This is a genomic window from Synechocystis sp. PCC 7509 (genome assembly GCF_000332075.2).
Classification (GTDB): domain Bacteria; phylum Cyanobacteriota; class Cyanobacteriia; order Cyanobacteriales; family Chroococcidiopsidaceae; genus Aliterella.
Genome location: NZ_ALVU02000001.1, coordinates 1,802,079 through 1,822,588, shown reverse-complemented (window position 1 = coordinate 1,822,588; position 20,510 = coordinate 1,802,079). Strand labels below are relative to the sequence as shown.

The following is a 20,510-nucleotide window of genomic DNA, read 5'->3' as shown; positions in this document are numbered from 1 at the left end:
TGTAATTTCTATATAAACTACCCAAATACTGGCAGAAGTCGCAATATGTTATTCTACCAATTTATTTTAGGTTACTGAATACCTGACTATCTAGATTACCAAAAGCCGTGAGACGGTTTCGCCCCCAAGCTAAAAGAACACTCGGTTGTTCTTTTGTTTTAGATGATTTTGACCTGGGGATGTCGTTGTTTGGTTTCAAATTACTGCGATCGTTGTAGCCGTTTGCTTACGCGTGGTGTATATACTTACAAATTAAGTGATTAGCTATCAAGCTGCCTTTGATTACCCACAAAGCTTTTAATCTGTTAACTCAGTATTTGACATTTTTTATGTGTAGCATATATTTGAATTTAGGGGTGCAGCAATTTAACTAATTTTTAGGTATTAATACATGGTTACAACACTCAAAAATTCGCTTAGAGAACTTCTCCCCAAAAAATACCAGCCTGGGATTCTCCTAGCTAACTGGCTTTCTGCACGCTCCAATGGGTTAGTAATGTCTGGACCCTTCAAAGGCATGAAATATGTACCTGGTGTACAAGGTGGTTCGTACTTTCCTAAAATTGTTGGTAGCTATGAAATGGAGCTTAATCAGATTGTTTATGCTCTTATTGCTAATAACTTTCAAACGATTATAAATGTAGGTGCGGGTGAGGGGTATTACGCTGTAGGGTTTTGTCTTCAATGTCCCCATTCTCAGGTGTTTGCCTTTGAGGCTACAGAAAAAGGACAAAAACTAATAGCCGAGATGGCGCTTAAAAATCAAGTAGAGAAACAAATAGTAGTCAAAGGGTTCTGTAAACCTACTGAACTGCAAAGGGCTTTACGCGGTGCTAAGTCGCCATCTTTAGTAATAATGGATATTGAAGGGGGCGAGGAACACTTACTTAATCCAGAAATAATCCCAGAGCTTGCATCCTCGCATATTTTGGTAGAGTTACATGACGTTTTTTGTGAAAATATCTCAAAAACTATCGCCAATCGTTTCGCTCAGACCCATGAAATTATTGAAGTATGGAGCAGAGAGCGAACAGTAACAGATTTTCCAGAGCCACTATCATTTATATCTAAAATCGCTTTTCGTAAATATATCCTTTATTTTATGGATGAAGGCAGACCAGGAAAAATGAACTGGTATTATTTAAAGCCTTTGAGCGTGAATCAGACTTAAAAGTATGGCATCAATGCCAAATTATTAGTTCTGTGGCACGGAGTCAAGCACTGGAGCTAAACCTAAATAACGTATACCCTGTGGTGATATTTCAAAGCGACAGGGTAATACTTCTAAACCTAGAGCGATCGCGCTAACAAGCAATTTACCATAGACTGGATCTGCACTATCTCCTGCGGCAAATTGGTTACAGTCGCCTCGGTTAATAAAGTACAACATTACTGCTCGTGATTGAGGAAGTAAAGCTGTAAGCTCTCGCAAGTGCTTTTGTCCGCGTGTGGTTTCGGTATCAGGAAATAAAGCTAGTTGTTTCTGCGCCCAAGTTGTACTTTTTACTTCTACATAAATGGGGCGCTCAGTATCGCTACTTAATAAAAAATCTACTCGACTTTTCTTGTCTTGTCCGTAAGCAACCTCAAACTGAATCTTTTGGTAATTGCTTAATTGGGGAAACAAAAATTTTTCTAATGCCAATTTAATAATTCGATTGGGCATCATGGTATTGATTCCTACCCAAGTTGGTTGGTTATCAAATACTTGAATCATCTCCCACGTATAAGCTAGTTTACGCTTGAGATTATTACTGTAAGATACTTGCACGGCACTACCAGGGGTACTAATTCCACTCATTGACCCGGTATTTGGGCAATGAGCGGTGATAACTTCGCCGGTTTCTAGCTCAATGTCTGCAAAAAACCGCTTATAGCGTTTGAGTAAAATTCCTGGATAAAGCGGCGGATATTTGTACAACCAATCGTTCATTTGTCAATCCCTTCAAGGGATTTATTAATGTTTCTCTATATTTTATCGTTTTAGGGTAACGCGATCGCCTGTAAGCTTGAATCAACAACGCCTGATTTTAATTGCTATGGTTTTACGCTTATTGTTATTTTCTACATTTTTTGGCTTAATACTAGCCACTGACAACCCGCAATTATTTTCTGCCCCTACGCCACCAAGGTGTTCTACGCCTGATTTATCTCGTTACAATGGTATTCGCATCCAAGTCCCTAAAGGTCAAACTTGGAAACAATTAGCCGCCAAATACAAAGTCCGCGCCGATGTATTGTTTGAACTCAACGGTTGTCAAAATGTACCGCAATTTGTTTTTATTCCTGGGGTAAATTGGTCATCTCAGCCTGTTATATCTAGCTCTAAACAAACTCTCAACGGCTATCCTCTACCCCAACAAGCAAGCATAGCTTTGGGTTATGGTTGGCAAATCGATCCAACTACAACTAAAGTAGTTTTTCATAGTGGCATAGATTTATTAGCACCCATAGGAACGCCAGTACAGGCGGCAAAAGACGGAATAGTAGCTTTTGCGGGCGTTCAAGCAAGTTATGGCAACTTGGTTGTCATCAATCATCAAAGTGGCAAACAAACCCGCTACGCCCACTTACAGAGTATCTCTGTCAATGTGGGTCAACAAGTTAAAAAAGGCGATTTACTTGGCAAAGTAGGCATTACCGGAAAACCTAGTTCACAACTAGCGCATTTACATTTTGAGCTACGTTATGCCTCTGGACTTGGTTGGACAGCCGAAGATCCTGCATTGGCGATCGCCAATCCTCCTTAATACTCCTTGTAGCGTAGCTACGCTATGCTTATATAGATTAATAGCGTTCTAAAAAAGGCGCAAATTAATTAATGGATTATGACGTTTTAGCCATCATTGAGGGTTACGCTCAAGGTTACTTTTTGATGGCAGAGGATGACGAAAGCTTGCAATGGTATTCCAGCCGCGATCGCACAATAATTCCTCTAGATGACAGATTTCGCTACCCCAAATCATTACAGCGTGTTTTAAACTCCGATAAATTTACAGTTGCTATCAACCGCGATTTTAAAGCCGTAGTAACGGGCTGTGCTAATCGGGAAACTACCTGGATTTCTCAGGAATTACAAAATATTTATTGGACGCTTTATCTCAATGGTTGGGCTTATAGCTTTGAAACTTGGCTAGGGGACGAGTTAGCCGGGGGAATCTTGGGAATTGCCATCGGTGGGATATTTATCGGCGAATCGATGTTTTACCGGATTCCCAATGGTTCAAAAGTGGCGATGGTGAAATTAGTAGAAAAATTGCGATCGCAATCCTTTGTCTTATTTGATGCCCAAATGATGAATCCACACTTGGAAAGGTTTGGGGCTTATTGCATCGCAGATGTTGAATACCAAGGATTACTTAAAAAAGCTCTAATGCGTCGATGTTCGCTTAGGTAGCACGTTTTACTGCTGTTTTTTTGCCCAAAATCACAATTATAAATACAACAATTGCGGTCCCAATAGTTGAAGCTGAAATTCCTTCTCCTAGTAGCAATGCGGAGGCAGAAATTGTTAAAAATGGCTGCAATAGTTGAACTTGTCCCACCCGCGCCACGCCGCCAATTGCTAAACCTTTGTACCAAGCAAAAAACGCCAAAAACTGACTAAATACCGCGATATAACCAAATCCAAACCATGCTGTAGGCGAAGCTACTAAACCGTGATGCCAAATGGCGAAAATAACAGGCAATAGCATCATTGGTATAGCGACTAATAACCCCCAACTAATTACTTGCCATCCTCCCATTACTTGCGCTAGTAATGCGCCCTCGGCGTAGCCAAAAGACGCTGCAATCATTGCTCCCAGTAAAGCTAAATCTCCTATTTGCAAGTGTCCCGCCCCCGAATAAACAGCAAAACTAACTACTGTTGTGCTACCCAAAATACTCGCCAACCAAAAACCCCATGAAGGGCGATCGCCTGTGCGGAGAGTTCCAGCGATCGCTGTAGCTAAGGGCGCAATCCCTAAAACAATTGCTCCGTGAGAAGCGGGTAAGTTTACCATCGCCCAAGCTGATAGAATTGGAAACCCAATTACTACTCCCAAAGCAACAATTACTAAACTCTTTATTTGCTGGCGAGTCGGGGGTTTTTGATGGGTAATTTTTAACAATATCGCCGCTAGTAGCGCCGCCACCATCGATCGTCCTAGCCCAACTACAACCGGATCTAAGTCTGCTACTGCTACTCGTGTGGCAGGTAAAGTTAAGCTAAAACAAAGTACACCCAAAAAACCGTAGACTAAACCTACAGTTTCCTTATCTAAGGTAGAAAAAGGCGATCGCCGCAAAACTATCCTCCTCTAGTAACTTTGTACTAAAATCAACAAACATTACGTCCCTTGCTCCTCTATCCTAATAGGAGAGAATGTATTAAAACCAATGTCTTACGAGCCGCTACATCACAAATATCGACCACAAACTTTTGCTGATTTAGTCGGGCAAGAGGCGATCGCAACCACGTTAACTAACGCCATCCGCAAGAGCCAAATTGCCCCGGCTTACTTGTTTACAGGCTCAAGAGGGACGGGTAAAACTTCTAGCGCCCGGATTTTATCTAAATCTCTAAATTGTCTCAGTAGCCCCGCGCCTATAGAAAAGCCTTGTGGCAAGTGCGATGCTTGTCAAGGAATTACCAAAGGTATTGCTTTAGATGTAATTGAAATAGACGCAGCTAGTAATACCGGAGTAGACAACATTCGGGAAATTATCGAACGCGCCCAATTTGCTCCGGTACAGTGTCGCTATAAAGTTTATGCGATCGATGAATGTCATATGCTGTCGAGTGCGGCGTTCAATTGCTTACTAAAAACTCTGGAAGAACCGCCAAAAAGCGTAGTATTTATCTTAGCAACCACCGATCCAGAGCGAGTTTTACCTACAATTATTTCTCGCTGTCAAAGGTTTGATTTTCGCCGGATTCCGATGCAAGCGATCGCCGATCATTTACGCTACATTGCCACTGAAGAAGATATTAGTATTAGTTCCGATGCTTTGCAATTGGTAGCTGGGCTTGCTCAAGGTGGCTTGCGCGACGCGGAAAGTTTGCTCGATCAGTTGAGCTTATTGTCTGGAGAAATTACCATCGAGCGAGTGTGGGATTTAGCAGGTTCAGTCAGCGAAAAAGATTGCTTAGAATTGTTGAATGCGATCGCCCTTTGTCACCCCGATACTATCTTAGAAAGCGCCCGAAAAATCATGGATCGAGGACGCGAACCCTTGATAGTGTTGCAAAATCTTGCCAGCTTCTACCGTGACTTACTAATTGCTAAAACTGCTCCCACTCGTAACGATTTAGTTTCCCTTACTTCCGCAACTTGGGAATCACTACGCAAACTTGCAAATAATGTAGAAATTGCCACGATTGTTAATGGACAACAGCACCTAGCAAAAAGCGAAATCCAAATCAAAAACTCTACGCAACCGCGTTTGTGGTTAGAAGTAACATTACTGGGATTATTGGCTACAAATACGGCTCAAACACCCACTGTGACAATTAATAGCGTACCCAGTCCAGAAATTAAACCAATTCCCGTTATTGAGCAAACACCTACAAAGGCGATCGCACCTCTAGAAACACCTTCTCAGCTAGTACAAGCAGAGAGCGATCAAAATTACCATCGCTCCCAAATAGAAACACCTTCTCAGCCTTTGGGAGAAACAGATCCAATAACCCCCATAGCTGCCGGAGATAGCAATTTATGGCAAAAAATAGTTAAGGAAATCAAACCTCTTTCTGCTCAAGCTCTAGTTAGTCAACATTGCCGATTGCTATCTTTTGATGGTAGTTTAGCGCGGGTAGGGATTACTTCTCAACAGTTGCTCAAGTTAGCACAAAATAAAATCCCTAATATTGAAGCCGCTTTTCAAATCTTGGTAGCGCAAAAAGTAAAAGTAGTTTTAGAAGTTAGTAACAGCGAAACTAAAACAGTACCGCCAACAGAACAAATGCGATCGCCTACTGTTTCTCCGCCACAAGAAACCGCCCCCAATGATAACTTCTCCCCTCCGCCACCAAAACCGCCAGAGTTACCCGTCGTTAAGTCACCGCCACCAATTCCAGAAGCCGCCGCACCTAGCACCGATCCAGCCATTGAAGTAGTTGATAATCAATTAGAACTTGCTTCCCAACGTTTAGCAGAGGCTTTTAAGGGCGAAACGGTAAACTTTAACTTCAAACCATCTGTTAGCCCAAAAACCTCCGCCCCAGCAATGCAAATTGCTACTGCTAGTAACTGGGATGAGGAAGACGACGACGAAGTAGATTTTTAATCGTGGCTGCCTTCATGGACTGTTTTTACCCACTTCAGCCGCTTTTGCCTTACTGACATTCGCGCGGTAGTACCAACCATGACAACTAACCAGTGGAGCATATAAATAGTACCTCGCAAAGTTTGCAGTGCGATCGCTACTAATGCCGCCGCACTTAACGACTCCTCTTTGCGCTCTTTCTTTAAGCCCATAAACATCGATACTACTGACAAACTCAACGTTAAACCAGTTAGGGGAGCCATTACGGGCGCTCGATGGCGAACTAAAGACATCATTAAGTCAGGTACGGAAGCGATCGGCAAAATCTGCTGAATGATTAAAAACATCGCCAAATCAAAGCTTTTTACCCTTCCTAGCCGATTGCTAAAAATTGCTCTCCAGTAATCTAGATAACGCTGGGATTGCCCTTCAGCCCACCGATTGCGCTGATGCCATAAAGAAACCGCCGTAGTTACCCCTTCTTCCATCACCGGGGGAAAGCTCAAAAACTCAATATCCCACTGATCGAGGTGCAAACGCAAAGCCAAGTCCAAGTCATCGGTGATTGTCTCCTCATTCCAGCCTCCGCAGCGCTCTAAAGCCTCTCGCCGCACAAATTGACCATTACCGCGCAAATCTCCTAAACCGCCTCTAGCAATGCGCTGTTGCTGCATATAACTATCTAGAGCCATTTCTGTACTTTGTCCTTTTGTCCAGAAATTAGTTCCAGAATTGGCGATCGCTTTTCTTACTTGTACAGCCCCTACTACTTGTTTATCAAATAAGGGCAATACCTGTCGCAGTAAATCCGGCGATACTTGAGCATCGGCATCAAATACACCTAAAAATTCTCCGGTTGTCAATGGCAATACATCATTTAACGCCCCAGATTTTCCGCCACTGGTTTCGGTGCGCCGTAATACTTTTAATTGAGGATATTTTTGCGCTAGTTTTGCCAGCAACTCTGGTGTTTTGTCGGTGCTGTTGTCGTCTACTACCCAAATTTCGTATTTATCCAATGGGTAATTGATACTACATAGCATTTTCACTAGCTTACTAATTACCGCCTCCTCATTTTTGGCAGCCACTAGCAAGGAAACTGTAGGACAATTTGTCAAATCTCCCGATAATGGAGCGGGTGCGATGCGGGGGCGAGTAAAAACCAGTCCCAAAGCATGAATCCCAAAAATCGTAGTCATGCCGACCACAAACCATGTACCCCAAGAAACCAAGTGTAGGGCGATCGTACCGCCCCAAACTACAGTTAAAACTACCGCCGCTTTGCGCCTGCGTCCTTTATAGCCAGATGTTAGAGATGCTGAAACCTCTAACATTGACTCCTCAACACTTCCTGTTGATTCCTCTGGTTCGGAGAACTCAGATAACAACGAATTAAGCGCTTCAAGCTCGTTGTAAGAATCGTTTTCTTGCCAAAAATTCGCTGGCATAAGTTACTGTATTTAGCCACCAGTATTTGTCTACACCCATATTGAAGCTGGGGATCAAATAACACCATACTGTACAGCCTTCACAGACTGATAGCTTACCTTGAGAAGCGCGATACTTCTCCACTTCTTCCGATTCTCGATAAAGCTCATAAAGCTTACCGTTAATGGGTACGCCCGATTGGGCAAAGTGGTAACAAGGCAACAGCAGTTGGTCGTCAGGAGAAATTGCAATTACCGCATCTACCGCTTTACAACGGGGGTTTTTGGTATCATTGCCGCCAGCTTCAATAAAAGCCAATGCAGCTTTATTGTACCCGACATTTTTGTACTTCTTCCCACTGGCTTGAATTGCCGCCACCATGTCGGGAGTCGGGTTTTTCTGGGAATTATAGTTGTCATAGGCGGTAAAGGCTGGATTTAGCCATACTCTCGCCCCTAATCGCAATCCTAATTCGCCAATCTCATCAATTCGCTCGTAGTTTTGCGCTGTGACAGTGTGGTTGAGTACGGGATATTCCCCTAAAGATTGGGCAATTTTTACCGATTCTACCAAATTGTCAAAAATTCTGACTCCTCTCGATCGGTCGTGAGTTTCAGAATCCGCGCCATCTAAAGAAAAATTTAAAAAGTCTACGACTCCTTGAACTTCTTTGGCTTTTTTGGGATACAAAATTGTATTTGTCGTCATGCTGGTCATAAACCCTAGACGCTTTGCCTCGTGGTATATTTGACCAACATCGGCGCGTAACAATGGTTCGCCCCCAGTAAAATCAATGTAATTTACACCTAGCTTGCGTAAATCAACCAAATTATGTTGAATTGTCTCATAATCGGCTTCTTTCGGTGGTTCTAATGCCCAAATGTTACAAAAGTGACAGCGAGCATTACACCGATAGGTCAAGTAGTAGTTGGCAACCAGTGGAGCCATAAAATTTGCTCACCAGAATTTTCTTAAGTCATCTTCAGCCCATAATAAACCGTGAGTCAATCATTTTGACTTTGACTAAAAAAATTAGCAGCAGAAATTAGTAATTTTCTGTGGGATTAATCGCTAGTTTTTGGGCATATTATGAACAGCAGTCTAGGTTAACAGCTTTTTAGCAATCAATTTAAGGAATATTTTTATGTCTGTCGAACAACTACAGCCCGCTAACCCGCAAGATGTCCGCGTATATATGCCCTATTTTCAGGGAAACAAGCGCAATATTTTACCTTTAGCCATTAGCTTATATAAAAAAGGAGTGCTAGAAGGACAGCGCAAAATCGAGGCAGGAGATAGTATTCCTTTTGTTGCGACTTGGAACGTTTCGATTCTACCTGCCGATTTGATCCGGTGTCGGATGCAGTTTGATGGTAATGCGGAGCTAAGTTATGAAATCATGATGGCAAGCTCGGTGTTGGTGGATTTTTTAATTGATGTAGTAGTCACTTTTCAACTAGCTCAGACTACCGATTTTCCCAAAGGGTTTTATCGTAAACTCTTGCGTAAGGATGATTAATCTTTAAATAAACTAAAAATTCTCCTAACATGGACAATATTTTTGTTACCTTTTAAAGCTCAAGTTCAACTTAAAATAAACGAAAAGTTGCACTTAAGTATTTAATCTGGGAACTCCTGGAGATACTGCCAAACATGAACTAAGGAGCGATCGCGTGCCAACAGCTGCTAAATATTTACTAATTGGGTCAACAGAGGCTTACAGTGGTAAGTCCGCTACGGTACTAGGTCTATTTCATCAACTGCAAAAAAAAGGGCTAGATATTGCCTATGGAAAGCCTGTAGGTGGTAATTTTGATGGAGATAGACAGGTAGAGGAAGCAGATGTTGAACTTATTAAGCAGATATTCGATTTGTCACCCCGTCAATTGTTCCCCACACTGCTAAACTTAAATGCCGCTACTGTAGAAAAACGTTTAAGCGGTGAAGATACAACTAATTATCAACAGGAAGCTAAACAATATCTGCAAAAAACTGGCAGCGATTTAGTATTGCTAGAAGGTGCGGGTAATTTAGCTGAGGGAGTATTATTTGATCTCAGCTTGCCTCAAGTGGCTCAAGCGGTTGATGCCGCCGTATTATTGGTAGTGCGCTATAAATCGGTTTTATCGATAGAGGCGCTCATAGCTGCAAAACAAAACTTGGGCGATTCCTTAATTGGCGTTTTGCTAAATGATATTCCCAGCGACCAATTAGAGTTTGCCAATAGCCAAATGCGCCCGTTTTTAGAACAGCAAAATATCCCTGTACTGGGAATGTTACCAAAAAATGCTTTGCTGCGTAGCGTCAGTGTGGCAGAACTTGTTAAGCAATTACAAGCGGACGTGCTTTGTCGGCGCGATCGCCTTAACTTAATGGTAGAAAGCCTCGCTATTGGAGCAATGAATGTCAATTCTGCTTTAAAATACTTCCGCAAGCGGCGAAATATGGCAGTAGTTACAGGGGGCGATCGCGTAGAAATTCAATTAGCTGCCTTGGAAAGTTCTACTCAATGCCTAATTCTGACTGGACAATTACCACCACCGGATTTTATTCTCAATAAAGCCGAAGAATTAGAAATTCCGATTTTGTCGGTGGATCTCGATACTCTTTCCACTGTAGAAATTGTCGATCGCGCCTTTGGACAAGTCCGCCTGCACGAACCAATTAAAGTAGATTGTATTCGCCAATTAATGCAGGAGCATTTTGATATTGAGCGCTTGTTGTCTATCTTGGGACTAGATGCGGCGGTAGCTTTATCTTAAAGACTTGCCTCTTGTTGAAGTTGTTGGCTTGCTCTTTCTCGTTTGCCAGAGACAGGAATATGCTTAGTTGCCGCCGCTAAACCAAACACAGGCATATTGACATAAATAGCTTCGTACTGTTTTGGTTGTACTACATAAGTTTCGTGCCAAATGCCCACGCTGCCATCATTACCAATTGATTTATTAAACTTTTGCCAAGCCTGTTGATGAATTTCTCCCGGATTTCTGGCAAATTTTTCTAAGTCCTCAAAAGAGTGCCAATACTGAATTAGTGCTACACCTCGCCAGTAAATAAAGTTTTCGCCGCCCAAAAATCCCTTTTCTGGGTTTTGAATCAAGTTTTGGAGCATTGGCGACATTGCTCTGGCGGTGGGAATCCATTTAGAAAAGGCGAAAAACTGATTGATTCGCATCCCAATTACAAAGACAACAAACGGTTCATCCATCTGAGCGGTAAATCTGCCGGGAATTACTTGAGCCATACAAGACACTCCTTGATTTTATTAAGCTATTAACGATTAATTCTTTTGTACTTGCTCTAACTTATATGCAACTAATGGCATATAAGTAAAAGTATATGCAAAAAGTTTTATATGTCAAGGAAATGATCTCTATGGCTTTGGCTCAGGCAATATTAGCTTTGTTATATGACTGTCCCTGTAGCGGGTACGATTTAGCAAAGCAGTTTGATAGTTCGGTGGGCTTTTTTTGGAAAGCAAGCCACCAACAAATTTATCGGGAATTGTCCAAAATCGAGGCACTTTGCTGGGTTAGTTACGAAACCATTGCTCAAACCGGAAAACCAGACAAAAAGCTCTATCGCGTCACCGAAGTAGGGAAAGAGGAGTTAACTGACTGGCTAAATCAACAGTGCGAACCGATACCAGTTAAAGACGAATTATTAGTAAAAATTTTTGTGGGTTATTTAGCTGCACCCCAAACCCTGCAAACAGAGTTGCAAAGACATCGCCAACTTCATCAACAGAAGTTACAGGCTTATAAGCAGTTGGAGGAGCAGTATTTTGCCGATCCTCCAGCACTTTCCCTCGACGCAAAATTTCGTTATTTGACTCTAATTAGAGGCATTCATGAGGAAAATAGCTGGTTAAATTGGTGTGATGAAGCTATAGAACTACTTAAAGTAGACGATCGCATTCAATAGCGGCGGTGTCTGCTAAAATAACGAGGTTGTTTTGAAAAACGCGATCGCGCCAATTTGAGTCAGTCCATAGACCTACCCAAAATCGATACATTAGCGCAAGAATTAGCAACAATCCAGCAAACAGGCTCTAAACGGATTGCTTTACTAGGTTCGCGCCATGTCCCCCTTACTCATCAACACTTAATTGAGATGATGAGCTACGCCTTAGTTTTATCAGGAAATCGCTTGCTAACTTCCGGTGCTGCTGGTACAAATTCCGCAGCAATTCGCGGTGCAATGCGTGCCGATCCCAACTTACTAACGGTAATTTTGCCGCAAAGTTTGGAGCGTCAACCCCAAGAATCGCGCCAGCAGTTAGAACAAGTTATGCACTTAGTTGAAAATCCTGGCAACGATCGCCTATCTTTAGCCGAAGCAAGTTCGCTATGCAATCAAGAAATTGTTTCCCGTTGTCAGCAACTAATCTGTTTTGCTTTTCATGACAGCCGCACTTTGTTACAAACTTGCCAAGAAGCAGAAGATCAAAGAAAAGTGGTTACATTATTCTACTTTGATTAAAAAATGATATCGCTATTTACCGCGCCGACAGTTTTTTTAACTAGCATTGTAGCGGCAGCAGTTCTTATCTATATTCCCTATTTAGCGGTCGCTTACGGGCGATTCCAGGTGGGTTATGATATGGCTGCGCCGCGTGCGATGTTTGACAAGTTACCGCCCTATGCTCAACGAGCTAATTGGGCGCATCAAAATACCCTTGAAGCCTTCCCAATTTTTGCCGCCGCCGCTTTGATGGCTTACGTTACTGGGCAAAATTCCCAAATAGCAGAAATTGCGGCAATTACTTTTGTAGGAGCGCGGTTACTGTATTCAGGGTTTTATATTGCTAACATACCTGTAGGACGGAGTTTGATGTTTGCTATTGGAAATCTTTGTGCGGGGACGCTGTTTGTTTTGAGCGTTCTGCATGGCTAATAGCTACTAAGCTTGAATATACTATTTACTTATTGCAGTTTTATGGCTTCTAACTATTCTTTTGATATTGTCAGCGACTTTGACCACCAAGAATTAGTCAATGCTTTAGACCAAACCGATCGAGAAATTAACAGCCGCTATGACCTCAAAGATACTAAAACAACTGTAGAATTGGGCGGCGAAGTAATTAATATTAGTACCGATAGCGAATTTACTTTAGATGCTGTCCACTCAATTCTTCAGCAAAAAGCCGCTAAACGTAACCTTTCGCTGAAAATATTTGATTACGGCAAAATAGAATCGGCAAGCGGCAATCGCATTCGCCAAGAAGTCAAGCTGAAAAAAGGTATTAGTCAAGAAATAGCTAAACAAATTAGTAAGCTAATTCGAGATGAGTTTAAAAAAGTACAGCCGTCAATTCAAGGCGACTCGGTAAGAGTTTCTAGCAAAGACAAAGATGATTTGCAAGTGGTAATTCAGCGCTTAAAACAAGAAGAACTACCCGTAGCTTTACAGTTTACCAACTACCGCTAGTAGGGGCTTGCGAAACCTCACGCCATAGAAATTTTGTTTTGACACAAATAATCTATATTCAAAATTAAAACAAATTTCTCAGTTTTGCCAAAGCGCTCTGAATTTGCTGCAATTCATCACTACTCAAGCGATCGAATTTCTGTTTGAGATGGGCGATATGAGCGGGGAAAGTTTCAGTAAATACTTTTTCTCCGGCGGGGGTTAGTACAGCTAGAAAACTGCGTCTATCTTCTTTTGGTACTTCTCGCCGCACCAACCCTTTTTTTTCTAAACGATCGATAATGCCTGTAAGTTCGCCTTTGGTAGTAAGAGTTTTTTCTGCTAGTTTGTTAAAAGTCATGCCAGAAGTATTCCCCAAAGTGCTGATAATATCAAACTGGGAAGACGTTAAACCCATTTGTCGAATTTGAGCATCTGAGTAACTTCTAAAACCTTGATAAGCCCAAACTAATTCTCTTACTGTTGCCATAAATGTTTCTTTAGCCGCAGTGTGAGTTGCCGTACTATTAAGTTCTGCTGAGGGTTTTTCTTGGGGTTGGTTCACTTAATTTATGATTCTTGAAGATAATTAATTGCTGCGGCTAGTTTTGTGGGATAGCCTTCAGCAAATTGTTCAAACCATAACCCTTCGGTGGATAAAGGATCTAGTTGTTTTAACCAAGATTTAGCCCGAATTTTTAACTTTTCAATTTGTTTTAGTTGTTCTGCTTGTAGTTGTTGCTGTTCGTTTTGCGATCTCGTTTTGTCTTGTTCGTCGTAGTGAGTTTTAACTTGAGCTAAAATACTCTCAATTATCGGCGGATTATTTTTTAAAGCTGCGGGCGTTGTTGATTGATTTTGAAAGTCAGCTTGAACTTCTGCTAAAAGGTTATCTATATCTTCTGAGTTAGAGGGAAGCGGTACAATGATTGGTTTTTGGCTGATAGGTTTTGAGGGTTTAGGAGTGTCGGCTTTAATTTGGGACAATAGTTTATCAATTGCATCCATATTTTGCCACCTTAAAAGACTCAACGCTGCTATTATAACAGCGTTAAATCTACTATTGACGCACCCGCTAACCAAAGAGAATTACTTTAATTATTAATTAATCATTAATCGCATTTAGTAGTATATCTGCAAGGCTCATATCTTCCATATCGTCAAGCGTAATCGCATCGCAGATATCAAATTTTGCTCCCACTCCTTGCAATTGATCGTCTAAAGCTTTCAGAAAATTAGTTGCTTGAGGATCGCTACCAACTTGAATCATCGAAATTGCTAATTCTTCGTCATTATCCATTTGTCTTGAAGCGGTAACAATTACCTCCATAACTGCGCGGCGATCGTCGGGTTCTCCATCAGTTATTACTAAAATTGTTTCGCCTGCGGGTTTAGATTGTCCGCTACTTTTGCGTTTAAAATAATTATTGGTTGCGTCTTGAAGCACCGATGCTAAATTAGTTGTTCCTGATGGATCGTTTTCTTGAAATATTTGCGCGACTTTGGCAGAAGTTACATCATCGTAGCGCTTAAACCGACCAGAAAAAACATAAACAGTAATTCCATCGGGATCGAATTGTTCGCATTTTCTAGCAAGAGCAAGAGTAGATTCTTGAGCTATTTCCCATCTACTTTTGCCACCTTGCCGATCGGGAGTGGACATACTGCCACTTTTGTCAATAATCAAAGTATAGTCACGGTCTTTCATTTTAATACCTATAGAATGGGGCGCTTTGGGTCTAGTTTAGCTTTTTGGCGCTAGTAAGTCACGGGAGTTAAATCAATGGGAAAAAAGCTAATTTTTTCTAGCATCAATCAGTTTATATGCCGAATTTTTAGGTATAAAGAAGGGAAAATAGTTGTTTTATTAAAAATTCCCAAAATTGCGCGATTGCGTTCAATTATAGGTAGTACAGACGGCGGATGTTGTTCGAGTGGGATGATTGCTGCAAAGAGCGATCGCCCCTAAGTACAAAACAGCTATATTTACAGTTTTTATCAGCAAAATTTAGGCAAATTGGGGAGAAAATTAATAGCGCGATCGCCTTTGGCAATAATTTATATTTACTGCAACCATAGACAAATCGCCCTCCCATCGACAAGCTGGCAAAAATGACCGAGAGCGCGAGATTTCCTGTGGCTTTCCAGATTAAAGTAAAATTAGTTAATATTTTTGACTGAAAATATGGTTAAGTACACCCTCGCCGCTAGTCCTGAAGTTATTTTAGATATTCCTGGTAAAGATTCTGTTAAAGCTCGCGAAAAAGCAATGGATCGACTAATGGAACTTATGGACGATGGAACATTGGCTACCGATCTTGAAGAAGGTTTTAGTCCTCAGCAGCTAATTGAGGTTAAAGATTTACCCCCAGGCGATCGCAGTGATGAAGACGGAATTACTCAAGCGGTACAGGTGTTAAATAATCTTGCCACGCTGAAATTAAAAGTCCAAGAGTCCCGTAGCGAAGCGCTGGCGGTACGGGCGGCGGTAGATATATTATTTACGGATAAATTGGTAAGTGAGGAAGAAATTAACGATCTAAAGGAAGGGTTTAAGGTGTTGAAAACCTTTGCTCAAGCTAATTTACGCTATCAAGAAGCTAGAGGAAAAGCAGAAGTTGCTCGCGAAGTCCTCGATCGCGCTTTAAAATCCCCCCAAGCTTAAGTGACAAAAGGAATTTAGATGCTAAGTTTTGACGAATTTTTTAATGCTTGTAGTGGTTTATGGAAAACCGAGCGAATTTATCATTCTTTGTTAGAAGGACAAATAGAAAGGTCTTATACAGAGTTTAGAGTTGATTTAATCGATCAAGCTCAAAAACAAGAGATTTTGGCGCAATCTAACTTGAATGTAGAAATTGTAAAATTGATAGAACAACAGCAAAAATTTCCTGGATTTGCGATTACTTTTGACACGCGATCGGAAACTGGGGAAACTGTCTCTATGAGTTTGCAAGCGTTATTTGTTCCTGATACTTATGTACCGACTCAAGTGACTCTAGACTTACCACCGCCACCCTTAAGCGCTCAAGTAGGCTTGGAAACTGGATTGATTAAGGGCTTTTATCTGCGCGATCAAGGGTATTCTGAAGCTGGAGCGATCGCCGGAAGATTTAGCTATCAACCTATTAGGCAAACTTTGGAAATGACAACTTATTATCGGCGTTCGGTCGCCGTCGATCAAATGCGTTTAGTTGCCCCCGATGTCAGAATGCGTACAATTGTTACCTATCAGCGCCCACAACCAGGAGAAATACCAACTACGATCGATTTAATTGGTTTTGGTGTGGAGCGGCGCTACAGCGCTTAAACTTATGGATCGCAGGGACTTTTTAATTCAAGCTGGGACAATGGCGCTGTTGCAGTTAGTAGCAGGCTGTAATAGTCAAGACAAACAAAAACTGCAAGTACAGTCCTTAAAAGGTTCTATTCCGGCTCAGTTGTTGGGACAATTTAAAGCCAATTTAAAACAACCTGCTAATTTAGAATTTGCACCCGTAGAACAATTAGCGACGGCTTTTGACTTATTGAAGTCTTGGCAACAACCAAAGGTAAATAATAGTAGCCCTTGGCAGCTACCAGCAATTCCATTAATTAATCCGCCAGCGCCAGACGTAGCAGATTTATTGACTTTGGGGGATTTTCGATTAAAAGAAGCGATCGCCCAAAAACTAATTCAGCCCTTAGAAATTACCGATTTATCCCAATGGCAAAACCTACCTTCTCGTTGGCAAGAACTGGTTCGGCGTAACGCTCAAGGTGAAGTCGATATCAACGGGCAAATTTGGGCTGCTCCCTATCGTTGGGGTAATACAGTAATTGCTTACAACCGCAAAAAATTTGAGTCTTTGGGATGGACACCGACGAATTGGAGTGACTTGTGGCGGGAAGAATTGCGAAGTCGCATTTCTTTACCCAATCAGCCGCGAGAAGTGATTGGTTTAACTTTAAAAAAACTTGGTTACTCTTACAATAGTCAAAATTTACAGCAAGTTTCCCAATTAGCCGACCAACTCAAAACCCTACATCAGCAAGTCAAGTTTTATAGTAGCGATCGCTATATGGAACCATTAATTTTAGGAGACACTTGGTTAGCTGTAGGTTGGTCTAGTGATGTTATCCCGGTTATTCAACGCTATCAAGAAATTGCTGCGATCGTCCCCCAGTCTGGCAGCGCAATTTGGGCAGATGTGTGGGTAAGTCCGACAAAAAGCCCTGTCAATAAGCTTTTAGCAAAGCAGTGGATTGATTTTTGTTGGCTGCCTCAAAGTCAAAAGCAAATTTCTATCTTGAGTAAAGCTTTATCGCCCATAGAAATTGACATCAATCCTACAGATGTTCAAGAGGGATTAAGAAACTTACTCCTAGTTAAATCCGAAACTTTTGCTCAAAGCGAATTTTTACTACCCTTGCCTAAAGAAACTATGCAGCAATACAAATCACTTTGGCAAGCAATGAAGCTTTAATTACTAACTGCTCTAGAACCGCGAACGCTGGCTTTACCCAAAGCATCAAGCTCCGCCATACTACACAAGCGGGGCTGAACGCTAAAGTTGCAAGTATAAGTAGCTAAAAGTTCCTGTTGATAATTAAATACTCGGACGTTGTAACCGTAATCACGGGCAACATTGCCCAAGTTATTGACAAATTTATAACGCTCTACATAATCTAACAAGCTCCAAATTTGCCGATTAACAATTAAATCTATACGTGCTGCGCGGCTGCCTTTGGCTGGATAAGCCAACCAATTGTCTAGCAACTTACCTCCAAACTGCTCTTTTGCCCACCAGATGCTAGGAATAGTTAATTGTTTTTGAGAAATATTATTAGCAGTAATCACACCATTTTTGATAGCAGCATTAGGAGCCAATAAACTTAATTCCAATCCTTCCTTAGCAGGTGATGGTACAGCAGGAGTTTTTGCTGTAGCAGACGGAGAGAAGAAAATAAAACCCGCCGTAAACAGGCTAATAGTTAGTAATAATAGCGATTTTGCTTTAACCAAAACACCTAGTCGCATAATTTAATAATTGGTTGATGTTCTTACTACTAACTTAGCAGTCCTACCTACAAATCGGCGGATAAATTACCATCTAAGCTCGTTGTCGGTTTGCTTTGATCGCTCTATTGGTTTGTCGCCAGATGAGAATAAATATTGTTCCTGCAACTAAAGCACCCAAAACTGACTTAACTGTATTTTTGAGCAGCAATCTTTGAGCGTTGGAGCGATTGGTAGCGGCTTGGGCTTGTAATTGCTTTTGACCACCAGCAATTCTGGCTAGCAGTTGAGTTTTGAGTTCAGCAACGTTTTGAGTCGGTACAGCACCCGCTTGGGGATTGAGGCGCGTTAACACGCTTTGAATTTCTGCGGGAGTAGTGGCTTTATTAAGTACACCTTGCAACTGTTGCAATTGATTGGCTTGCTGAGTGACTCTAGTATTAAGTTCTTGAGCGCTTTGGTTGTCAAGTCTCAAACTGGCACTAATTCCTAAAGGTACTAATAAGAAAAATAATATGCCTACAAGTAAACAAGCCCAAGATAAAAATCTAAAGATTTTTAGGCTTTTTTCGCCAGAAAATACCAGCACCGCACCTAGTAAAGGTACAGGTACTCGCTCTACCAAACTTCTTACTGTTTGAAATTCCCAAGCGGCGTTTGTAAATAGCGCTGGGATAAAAATATCGATTACGTCAAATAATGACAAAGCTAATAACGCATAACCAACGATGCGAAAGAGAGGAGCGAACCACGATTCATTACTATTTGCTTTTGTCACGCCAACAAAACCTTGAATTACGACAATTAATCTCGAACACAAATCATTCTTGGGGATAGTTTAAAATCCACCACTGATACCAAGAAATCCACGCTTTTTCTAAAATGGCATAAGCTGCCTGTGGCGAAGACTTATTTAAGGGTATGGAAAAATGGTTCCATAAGCAACGAGTATCTCGTAAACTTAGCTGACCTAGTAGCCAAGGGATGGTACGATTTGACAACAAATCGTAACGAGTGCGATTATCGTTAAACTCCTGCCTTGTTAGGGTACTACCACCTCGCGAGTTCATACAAGTAGTTAGATAAGCACGGTCTTTGACAACGTATAAACTATAAGTTCCGACTTGTGGTTGTTGGCGGGCAACAAAAAATTGTTCGTTAGATGAAGTTGGCAGAGGGCTGTAGTTTGACAAAAACTGCTGGTAAGCACTATGACTTTCTATTTCATAGACCATTTGAATATCTAGCAGCAAGTTATTTTGGCTATAGCGATATTGTTTACCTTTGTCAAAGGGTTTACCGATAGTTTGACCGTATTCGGCAGTTTTGCTAATCAATGGTTCGCTAGATTGGAGTTGCCAGCCGTTTAAAGGTACGTTTTGGGGAAATACAACCGGAGTCAGTTGGCGTTTGCCAATGTTTGGGTCTATAAGTAATTTGCCTAAAACCAAAGTGGTACTTGCAAAGACAAATATCAGCAGTGGAATATGTAACTGTTTAAGTTTCATTAGCTGGGCAACTCCAATTGTTCGTTGCGATCGCTATCGTCATCTTGTTTGGTAATTAAGTAACAAAAACCACCAAAAAGGAGCGTGCAGGCTAAAAAGAATATCTGCGATCCTGTACCTGTGTGCCAGTAGTCAAATGATTCGGGGGTTGATTTGGCGACTAAATAAGCCATTAACGCGACTCTGACGGCATTAATCAAGAAGGCAATGATTGTCGCGACAAGCGGAACAAGGATTTTTTTAAATAAGCTGTGGGTAGGAAACATAATTAGAAATAGTAAAGCCAACTTTACTAGCTGCGATATAGTTTCCATTCCCGAACAACCCGGATAGACTTCTACTGCTCCCGTAGGCATGATAATGTTTACCCCTTGGCGTACCACTGGCAAACCCAAGTAAGCTAAAAATGCGCTGGAAAATTTGGCTGTAAATATTGATATATCTAAGTGTTGGGAAATATAAGCTACAGGTAAATTAAAAGCAAAAATAATTAGTAGTTCTAACCAATACTGACGCAGCCCTTTTATCCCTGAAGCCAGCAGCGCTAGACCAAAAAAAGCTATAAATGGTGTCAGTTCTACAAAAGAATCCACAGCCCCAACATAATTACTTCTTAGTAAAACAAAACCAATTAATAAAATACCTAGCAAACTTGAAAAAATATCGCTTTCAAATTTTAAAGTTTGACGTTTCTCTGCTAGTAAAGAAAATACTGCCCCTAGACCTAGCAAGCTTACAGCTACTTGACTTGAATTACCATCAAGCCTTAAATATACACTGGCATAAACGGCTGTCAAACTAGCAGAAGTCGCTAATAACCAAAATTGAGTGTTTTCTAAAGGTTTTAGATCCGCAAGGGAATTGATTTTCATAGTTTTAATTGAGTAAGTTAAGTTTTTGTGGGCAAAAAGCTACTT

The 20,510-nt window shown here is 41.4% G+C and carries 26 protein-coding genes; 14 read left to right on the top strand and 12 right to left on the bottom strand.

Annotated features, from left to right (window positions below; translation table 11 throughout):
* Positions 1-391: 391 nt before the first annotated feature.
* Entirely contained in the window at positions 392-1,171 is a 780-nt protein-coding gene (locus SYN7509_RS0209355; RefSeq protein WP_009633954.1) for a hypothetical protein, read from the top strand.
* A gap of 24 nt (positions 1,172-1,195) precedes the next feature.
* Here the strand turns inward: SYN7509_RS0209355 and sfsA are convergent, their stop codons facing one another.
* A complete protein-coding gene (sfsA, locus tag SYN7509_RS0209350; RefSeq protein ID WP_009633953.1) occupies positions 1,196-1,933 on the bottom strand; it encodes a DNA/RNA nuclease SfsA in 738 nt (245 codons plus the stop codon).
* 106 nt (positions 1,934-2,039) lie between these two features.
* Here sfsA and SYN7509_RS25525 point away from each other — a divergent pair, with 106 nt between their 5' ends.
* Entirely contained in the window at positions 2,040-2,750 is a 711-nt protein-coding gene (locus SYN7509_RS25525; protein WP_009633952.1) for a M23 family metallopeptidase, read from the top strand.
* A 71-nt stretch (positions 2,751-2,821) separates the two neighbouring features.
* Positions 2,822-3,397: a leucyl/phenylalanyl-tRNA--protein transferase gene (gene aat, locus SYN7509_RS0209340; protein WP_009633951.1), complete on the top strand. Its 576-nt coding sequence runs from the start codon at positions 2,822-2,824 to the stop codon at positions 3,395-3,397.
* Here aat and SYN7509_RS0209335 read toward each other — a convergent pair.
* Positions 3,390-4,289: a DMT family transporter gene (locus SYN7509_RS0209335; RefSeq protein ID WP_009633950.1), complete on the bottom strand. Its 900-nt coding sequence runs from the start codon at positions 4,287-4,289 to the stop codon at positions 3,390-3,392. The genes aat and SYN7509_RS0209335 overlap by 8 nt on opposite strands.
* A 91-nt stretch (positions 4,290-4,380) precedes the next feature.
* Between SYN7509_RS0209335 and SYN7509_RS0209330 the strand changes: the two genes are divergently transcribed.
* Positions 4,381-6,270 (top strand): DNA polymerase III subunit gamma/tau, encoded by a 1,890-nt coding sequence (locus tag SYN7509_RS0209330; RefSeq protein WP_009633949.1) that lies wholly within the window; start codon positions 4,381-4,383, stop codon positions 6,268-6,270.
* Here the strand turns inward: SYN7509_RS0209330 and SYN7509_RS0209325 are convergent.
* Together SYN7509_RS0209325 and SYN7509_RS0209320 are read right to left on the bottom strand one after the other, a co-directional pair.
* Positions 6,267-7,697, bottom strand: coding sequence for a glycosyltransferase family 2 protein (locus tag SYN7509_RS0209325; protein ID WP_009633948.1), 1,431 nt, complete (start codon positions 7,695-7,697; stop codon positions 6,267-6,269). The two genes, SYN7509_RS0209330 and SYN7509_RS0209325, sit on opposite strands and share 4 nt — an antisense overlap.
* A complete protein-coding gene (locus SYN7509_RS0209320; protein ID WP_009633947.1) occupies positions 7,651-8,625 on the bottom strand; it encodes a radical SAM protein in 975 nt (324 codons plus the stop codon). The genes SYN7509_RS0209325 and SYN7509_RS0209320 overlap by 47 nt, the downstream gene beginning before the upstream one ends.
* A gap of 196 nt (positions 8,626-8,821) precedes the next feature.
* Between SYN7509_RS0209320 and ebsA the strand changes: the two genes are divergently transcribed.
* On the top strand, positions 8,822-9,196 hold the full coding sequence (gene ebsA / locus SYN7509_RS0209315) for a type IV pilus biogenesis protein EbsA (protein ID WP_009633946.1): 375 nt from the start codon (positions 8,822-8,824) through the stop codon (positions 9,194-9,196).
* A gap of 154 nt (positions 9,197-9,350) precedes the next feature.
* Positions 9,351-10,439, top strand: coding sequence for a phosphotransacetylase family protein (locus tag SYN7509_RS0209310; RefSeq protein ID WP_009633945.1), 1,089 nt, complete (start codon positions 9,351-9,353; stop codon positions 10,437-10,439).
* On the opposite strand, the gene SYN7509_RS0209305 is transcribed toward SYN7509_RS0209310, so the two are convergent.
* Positions 10,436-10,921: a DUF4188 domain-containing protein gene (locus SYN7509_RS0209305; protein ID WP_009633944.1), complete on the bottom strand. Its 486-nt coding sequence runs from the start codon at positions 10,919-10,921 to the stop codon at positions 10,436-10,438. The two genes, SYN7509_RS0209310 and SYN7509_RS0209305, sit on opposite strands and share 4 nt — an antisense overlap.
* A 95-nt stretch (positions 10,922-11,016) precedes the next feature.
* On the opposite strand from SYN7509_RS0209305, the gene SYN7509_RS0209300 reads away from it, so the two are divergent.
* Genes SYN7509_RS0209300 through SYN7509_RS0209285 form a run of 4 tightly spaced genes read left to right on the top strand, consistent with a single transcriptional unit; the run spans position 11,017 to position 13,107 of the window.
* Complete coding sequence (locus tag SYN7509_RS0209300) at positions 11,017-11,601, top strand: PadR family transcriptional regulator (protein ID WP_227501486.1); 585 nt, start codon at positions 11,017-11,019, stop codon at positions 11,599-11,601.
* A 54-nt stretch (positions 11,602-11,655) separates the two neighbouring features.
* Positions 11,656-12,159, top strand: coding sequence for a hypothetical protein (locus tag SYN7509_RS0209295; RefSeq protein WP_009633942.1), 504 nt, complete (start codon positions 11,656-11,658; stop codon positions 12,157-12,159).
* Between the two features lie 3 nt (positions 12,160-12,162).
* Positions 12,163-12,573, top strand: coding sequence for an MAPEG family protein (locus tag SYN7509_RS0209290; protein WP_009633941.1), 411 nt, complete (start codon positions 12,163-12,165; stop codon positions 12,571-12,573).
* Positions 12,574-12,615: 42 nt separating this feature from the next.
* Positions 12,616-13,107, top strand: a complete 492-nt coding sequence (locus SYN7509_RS0209285; RefSeq protein WP_009633940.1) for a YajQ family cyclic di-GMP-binding protein — start codon at positions 12,616-12,618, stop codon at positions 13,105-13,107.
* Between the two features lie 64 nt (positions 13,108-13,171).
* Here SYN7509_RS0209285 and SYN7509_RS0209280 read toward each other — a convergent pair whose 3' ends face one another.
* The 3 genes from SYN7509_RS0209280 to SYN7509_RS0209270 form a co-directional block, all read right to left on the bottom strand.
* On the bottom strand, positions 13,172-13,651 hold the full coding sequence (locus tag SYN7509_RS0209280; protein ID WP_009633939.1) for a MarR family winged helix-turn-helix transcriptional regulator: 480 nt from the start codon (positions 13,649-13,651) through the stop codon (positions 13,172-13,174).
* A 5-nt stretch (positions 13,652-13,656) separates the two neighbouring features.
* Positions 13,657-14,094, bottom strand: coding sequence for a salt stress protein, Slr1339 family (locus SYN7509_RS0209275; protein WP_009633938.1), 438 nt, complete (start codon positions 14,092-14,094; stop codon positions 13,657-13,659).
* Positions 14,095-14,191: 97 nt separating this feature from the next.
* Positions 14,192-14,794, bottom strand: a complete 603-nt coding sequence (locus SYN7509_RS0209270; protein ID WP_009633937.1) for a vWA domain-containing protein — start codon at positions 14,792-14,794, stop codon at positions 14,192-14,194.
* Between the two features lie 215 nt (positions 14,795-15,009).
* On the opposite strand from SYN7509_RS0209270, the gene SYN7509_RS30100 reads away from it, so the two are divergent.
* The 4 genes from SYN7509_RS30100 (at position 15,010) to SYN7509_RS0209250 (ending at position 17,552) form a co-directional block, all read left to right on the top strand.
* Positions 15,010-15,165: a hypothetical protein gene (locus SYN7509_RS30100; RefSeq protein WP_158506141.1), complete on the top strand. Its 156-nt coding sequence runs from the start codon at positions 15,010-15,012 to the stop codon at positions 15,163-15,165.
* Positions 15,166-15,259: 94 nt separating this feature from the next.
* Complete coding sequence (locus SYN7509_RS0209260) at positions 15,260-15,751, top strand: hypothetical protein (RefSeq protein WP_227501485.1); 492 nt, start codon at positions 15,260-15,262, stop codon at positions 15,749-15,751.
* A gap of 18 nt (positions 15,752-15,769) precedes the next feature.
* Positions 15,770-16,396, top strand: a complete 627-nt coding sequence (locus SYN7509_RS0209255; protein WP_009633935.1) for a phycobiliprotein lyase — start codon at positions 15,770-15,772, stop codon at positions 16,394-16,396.
* 4 nt (positions 16,397-16,400) lie between these two features.
* Positions 16,401-17,552 (top strand): extracellular solute-binding protein, encoded by a 1,152-nt coding sequence (locus SYN7509_RS0209250; RefSeq protein WP_009633934.1) that lies wholly within the window; start codon positions 16,401-16,403, stop codon positions 17,550-17,552.
* On the opposite strand, the gene SYN7509_RS0209245 is transcribed toward SYN7509_RS0209250, so the two are convergent.
* From SYN7509_RS0209245 to crtA, 4 genes are all read right to left on the bottom strand, one after another.
* On the bottom strand, positions 17,549-18,106 hold the full coding sequence (locus SYN7509_RS0209245; RefSeq protein WP_009633933.1) for a hypothetical protein: 558 nt from the start codon (positions 18,104-18,106) through the stop codon (positions 17,549-17,551). The genes SYN7509_RS0209250 and SYN7509_RS0209245 overlap by 4 nt on opposite strands.
* Before the next feature lie 73 nt (positions 18,107-18,179).
* Entirely contained in the window at positions 18,180-18,905 is a 726-nt protein-coding gene (hpsJ-A, locus tag SYN7509_RS25520; RefSeq protein WP_051482563.1) for an HpsJ-like protein, cyanoexosortase A-associated, read from the bottom strand.
* Between the two features lies 1 nt (position 18,906).
* Positions 18,907-19,593, bottom strand: a complete 687-nt coding sequence (locus SYN7509_RS0209235; protein WP_009633931.1) for a cyanoexosortase A system-associated protein — start codon at positions 19,591-19,593, stop codon at positions 18,907-18,909.
* A complete protein-coding gene (crtA, locus tag SYN7509_RS0209230) occupies positions 19,593-20,465 on the bottom strand; it encodes a cyanoexosortase A (protein ID WP_009633930.1) in 873 nt (290 codons plus the stop codon). Before crtA ends, SYN7509_RS0209235 begins: the two co-directional genes overlap by 1 nt.
* Positions 20,466-20,510: the final 45 nt, after the last annotated feature.

Excerpts from the sequence above, each read along its gene's own strand:
- SYN7509_RS0209355 (WP_009633954.1), top strand. The coding sequence starts at position 392 with ATGGTTACAACACTCAAAAATTCGCTTAGAGAACTTCTCCCCAAAAAA.
- sfsA (WP_009633953.1), bottom strand. The coding sequence starts at position 1,933 with ATGAACGATTGGTTGTACAAATATCCGCCGCTTTATCCAGGAATTTTA.
- SYN7509_RS25525 (WP_009633952.1), top strand. The coding sequence starts at position 2,040 with ATGGTTTTACGCTTATTGTTATTTTCTACATTTTTTGGCTTAATACTA.
- aat (WP_009633951.1), top strand. The coding sequence starts at position 2,822 with ATGGATTATGACGTTTTAGCCATCATTGAGGGTTACGCTCAAGGTTAC.
- SYN7509_RS0209330 (WP_009633949.1), top strand. The coding sequence starts at position 4,381 with ATGTCTTACGAGCCGCTACATCACAAATATCGACCACAAACTTTTGCT.
- SYN7509_RS0209325 (WP_009633948.1), bottom strand. The coding sequence starts at position 7,697 with ATGCCAGCGAATTTTTGGCAAGAAAACGATTCTTACAACGAGCTTGAA.
- SYN7509_RS0209320 (WP_009633947.1), bottom strand. The coding sequence starts at position 8,625 with ATGGCTCCACTGGTTGCCAACTACTACTTGACCTATCGGTGTAATGCT.
- ebsA (WP_009633946.1), top strand. The coding sequence starts at position 8,822 with ATGTCTGTCGAACAACTACAGCCCGCTAACCCGCAAGATGTCCGCGTA.
- SYN7509_RS0209305 (WP_009633944.1), bottom strand. The coding sequence starts at position 10,921 with ATGGCTCAAGTAATTCCCGGCAGATTTACCGCTCAGATGGATGAACCG.
- SYN7509_RS0209300 (WP_227501486.1), top strand. The coding sequence starts at position 11,017 with ATGCAAAAAGTTTTATATGTCAAGGAAATGATCTCTATGGCTTTGGCT.
- SYN7509_RS0209290 (WP_009633941.1), top strand. The coding sequence starts at position 12,163 with ATGATATCGCTATTTACCGCGCCGACAGTTTTTTTAACTAGCATTGTA.
- SYN7509_RS0209285 (WP_009633940.1), top strand. The coding sequence starts at position 12,616 with ATGGCTTCTAACTATTCTTTTGATATTGTCAGCGACTTTGACCACCAA.
- SYN7509_RS0209275 (WP_009633938.1), bottom strand. The coding sequence starts at position 14,094 with ATGGATGCAATTGATAAACTATTGTCCCAAATTAAAGCCGACACTCCT.
- SYN7509_RS0209270 (WP_009633937.1), bottom strand. The coding sequence starts at position 14,794 with ATGAAAGACCGTGACTATACTTTGATTATTGACAAAAGTGGCAGTATG.
- SYN7509_RS30100 (WP_158506141.1), top strand. The coding sequence starts at position 15,010 with ATGTTGTTCGAGTGGGATGATTGCTGCAAAGAGCGATCGCCCCTAAGT.
- SYN7509_RS0209255 (WP_009633935.1), top strand. The coding sequence starts at position 15,770 with ATGCTAAGTTTTGACGAATTTTTTAATGCTTGTAGTGGTTTATGGAAA.
- SYN7509_RS0209250 (WP_009633934.1), top strand. The coding sequence starts at position 16,401 with ATGGATCGCAGGGACTTTTTAATTCAAGCTGGGACAATGGCGCTGTTG.
- SYN7509_RS0209245 (WP_009633933.1), bottom strand. The coding sequence starts at position 18,106 with ATGCGACTAGGTGTTTTGGTTAAAGCAAAATCGCTATTATTACTAACT.
- SYN7509_RS0209235 (WP_009633931.1), bottom strand. The coding sequence starts at position 19,593 with ATGAAACTTAAACAGTTACATATTCCACTGCTGATATTTGTCTTTGCA.
- crtA (WP_009633930.1), bottom strand. The coding sequence starts at position 20,465 with ATGAAAATCAATTCCCTTGCGGATCTAAAACCTTTAGAAAACACTCAA.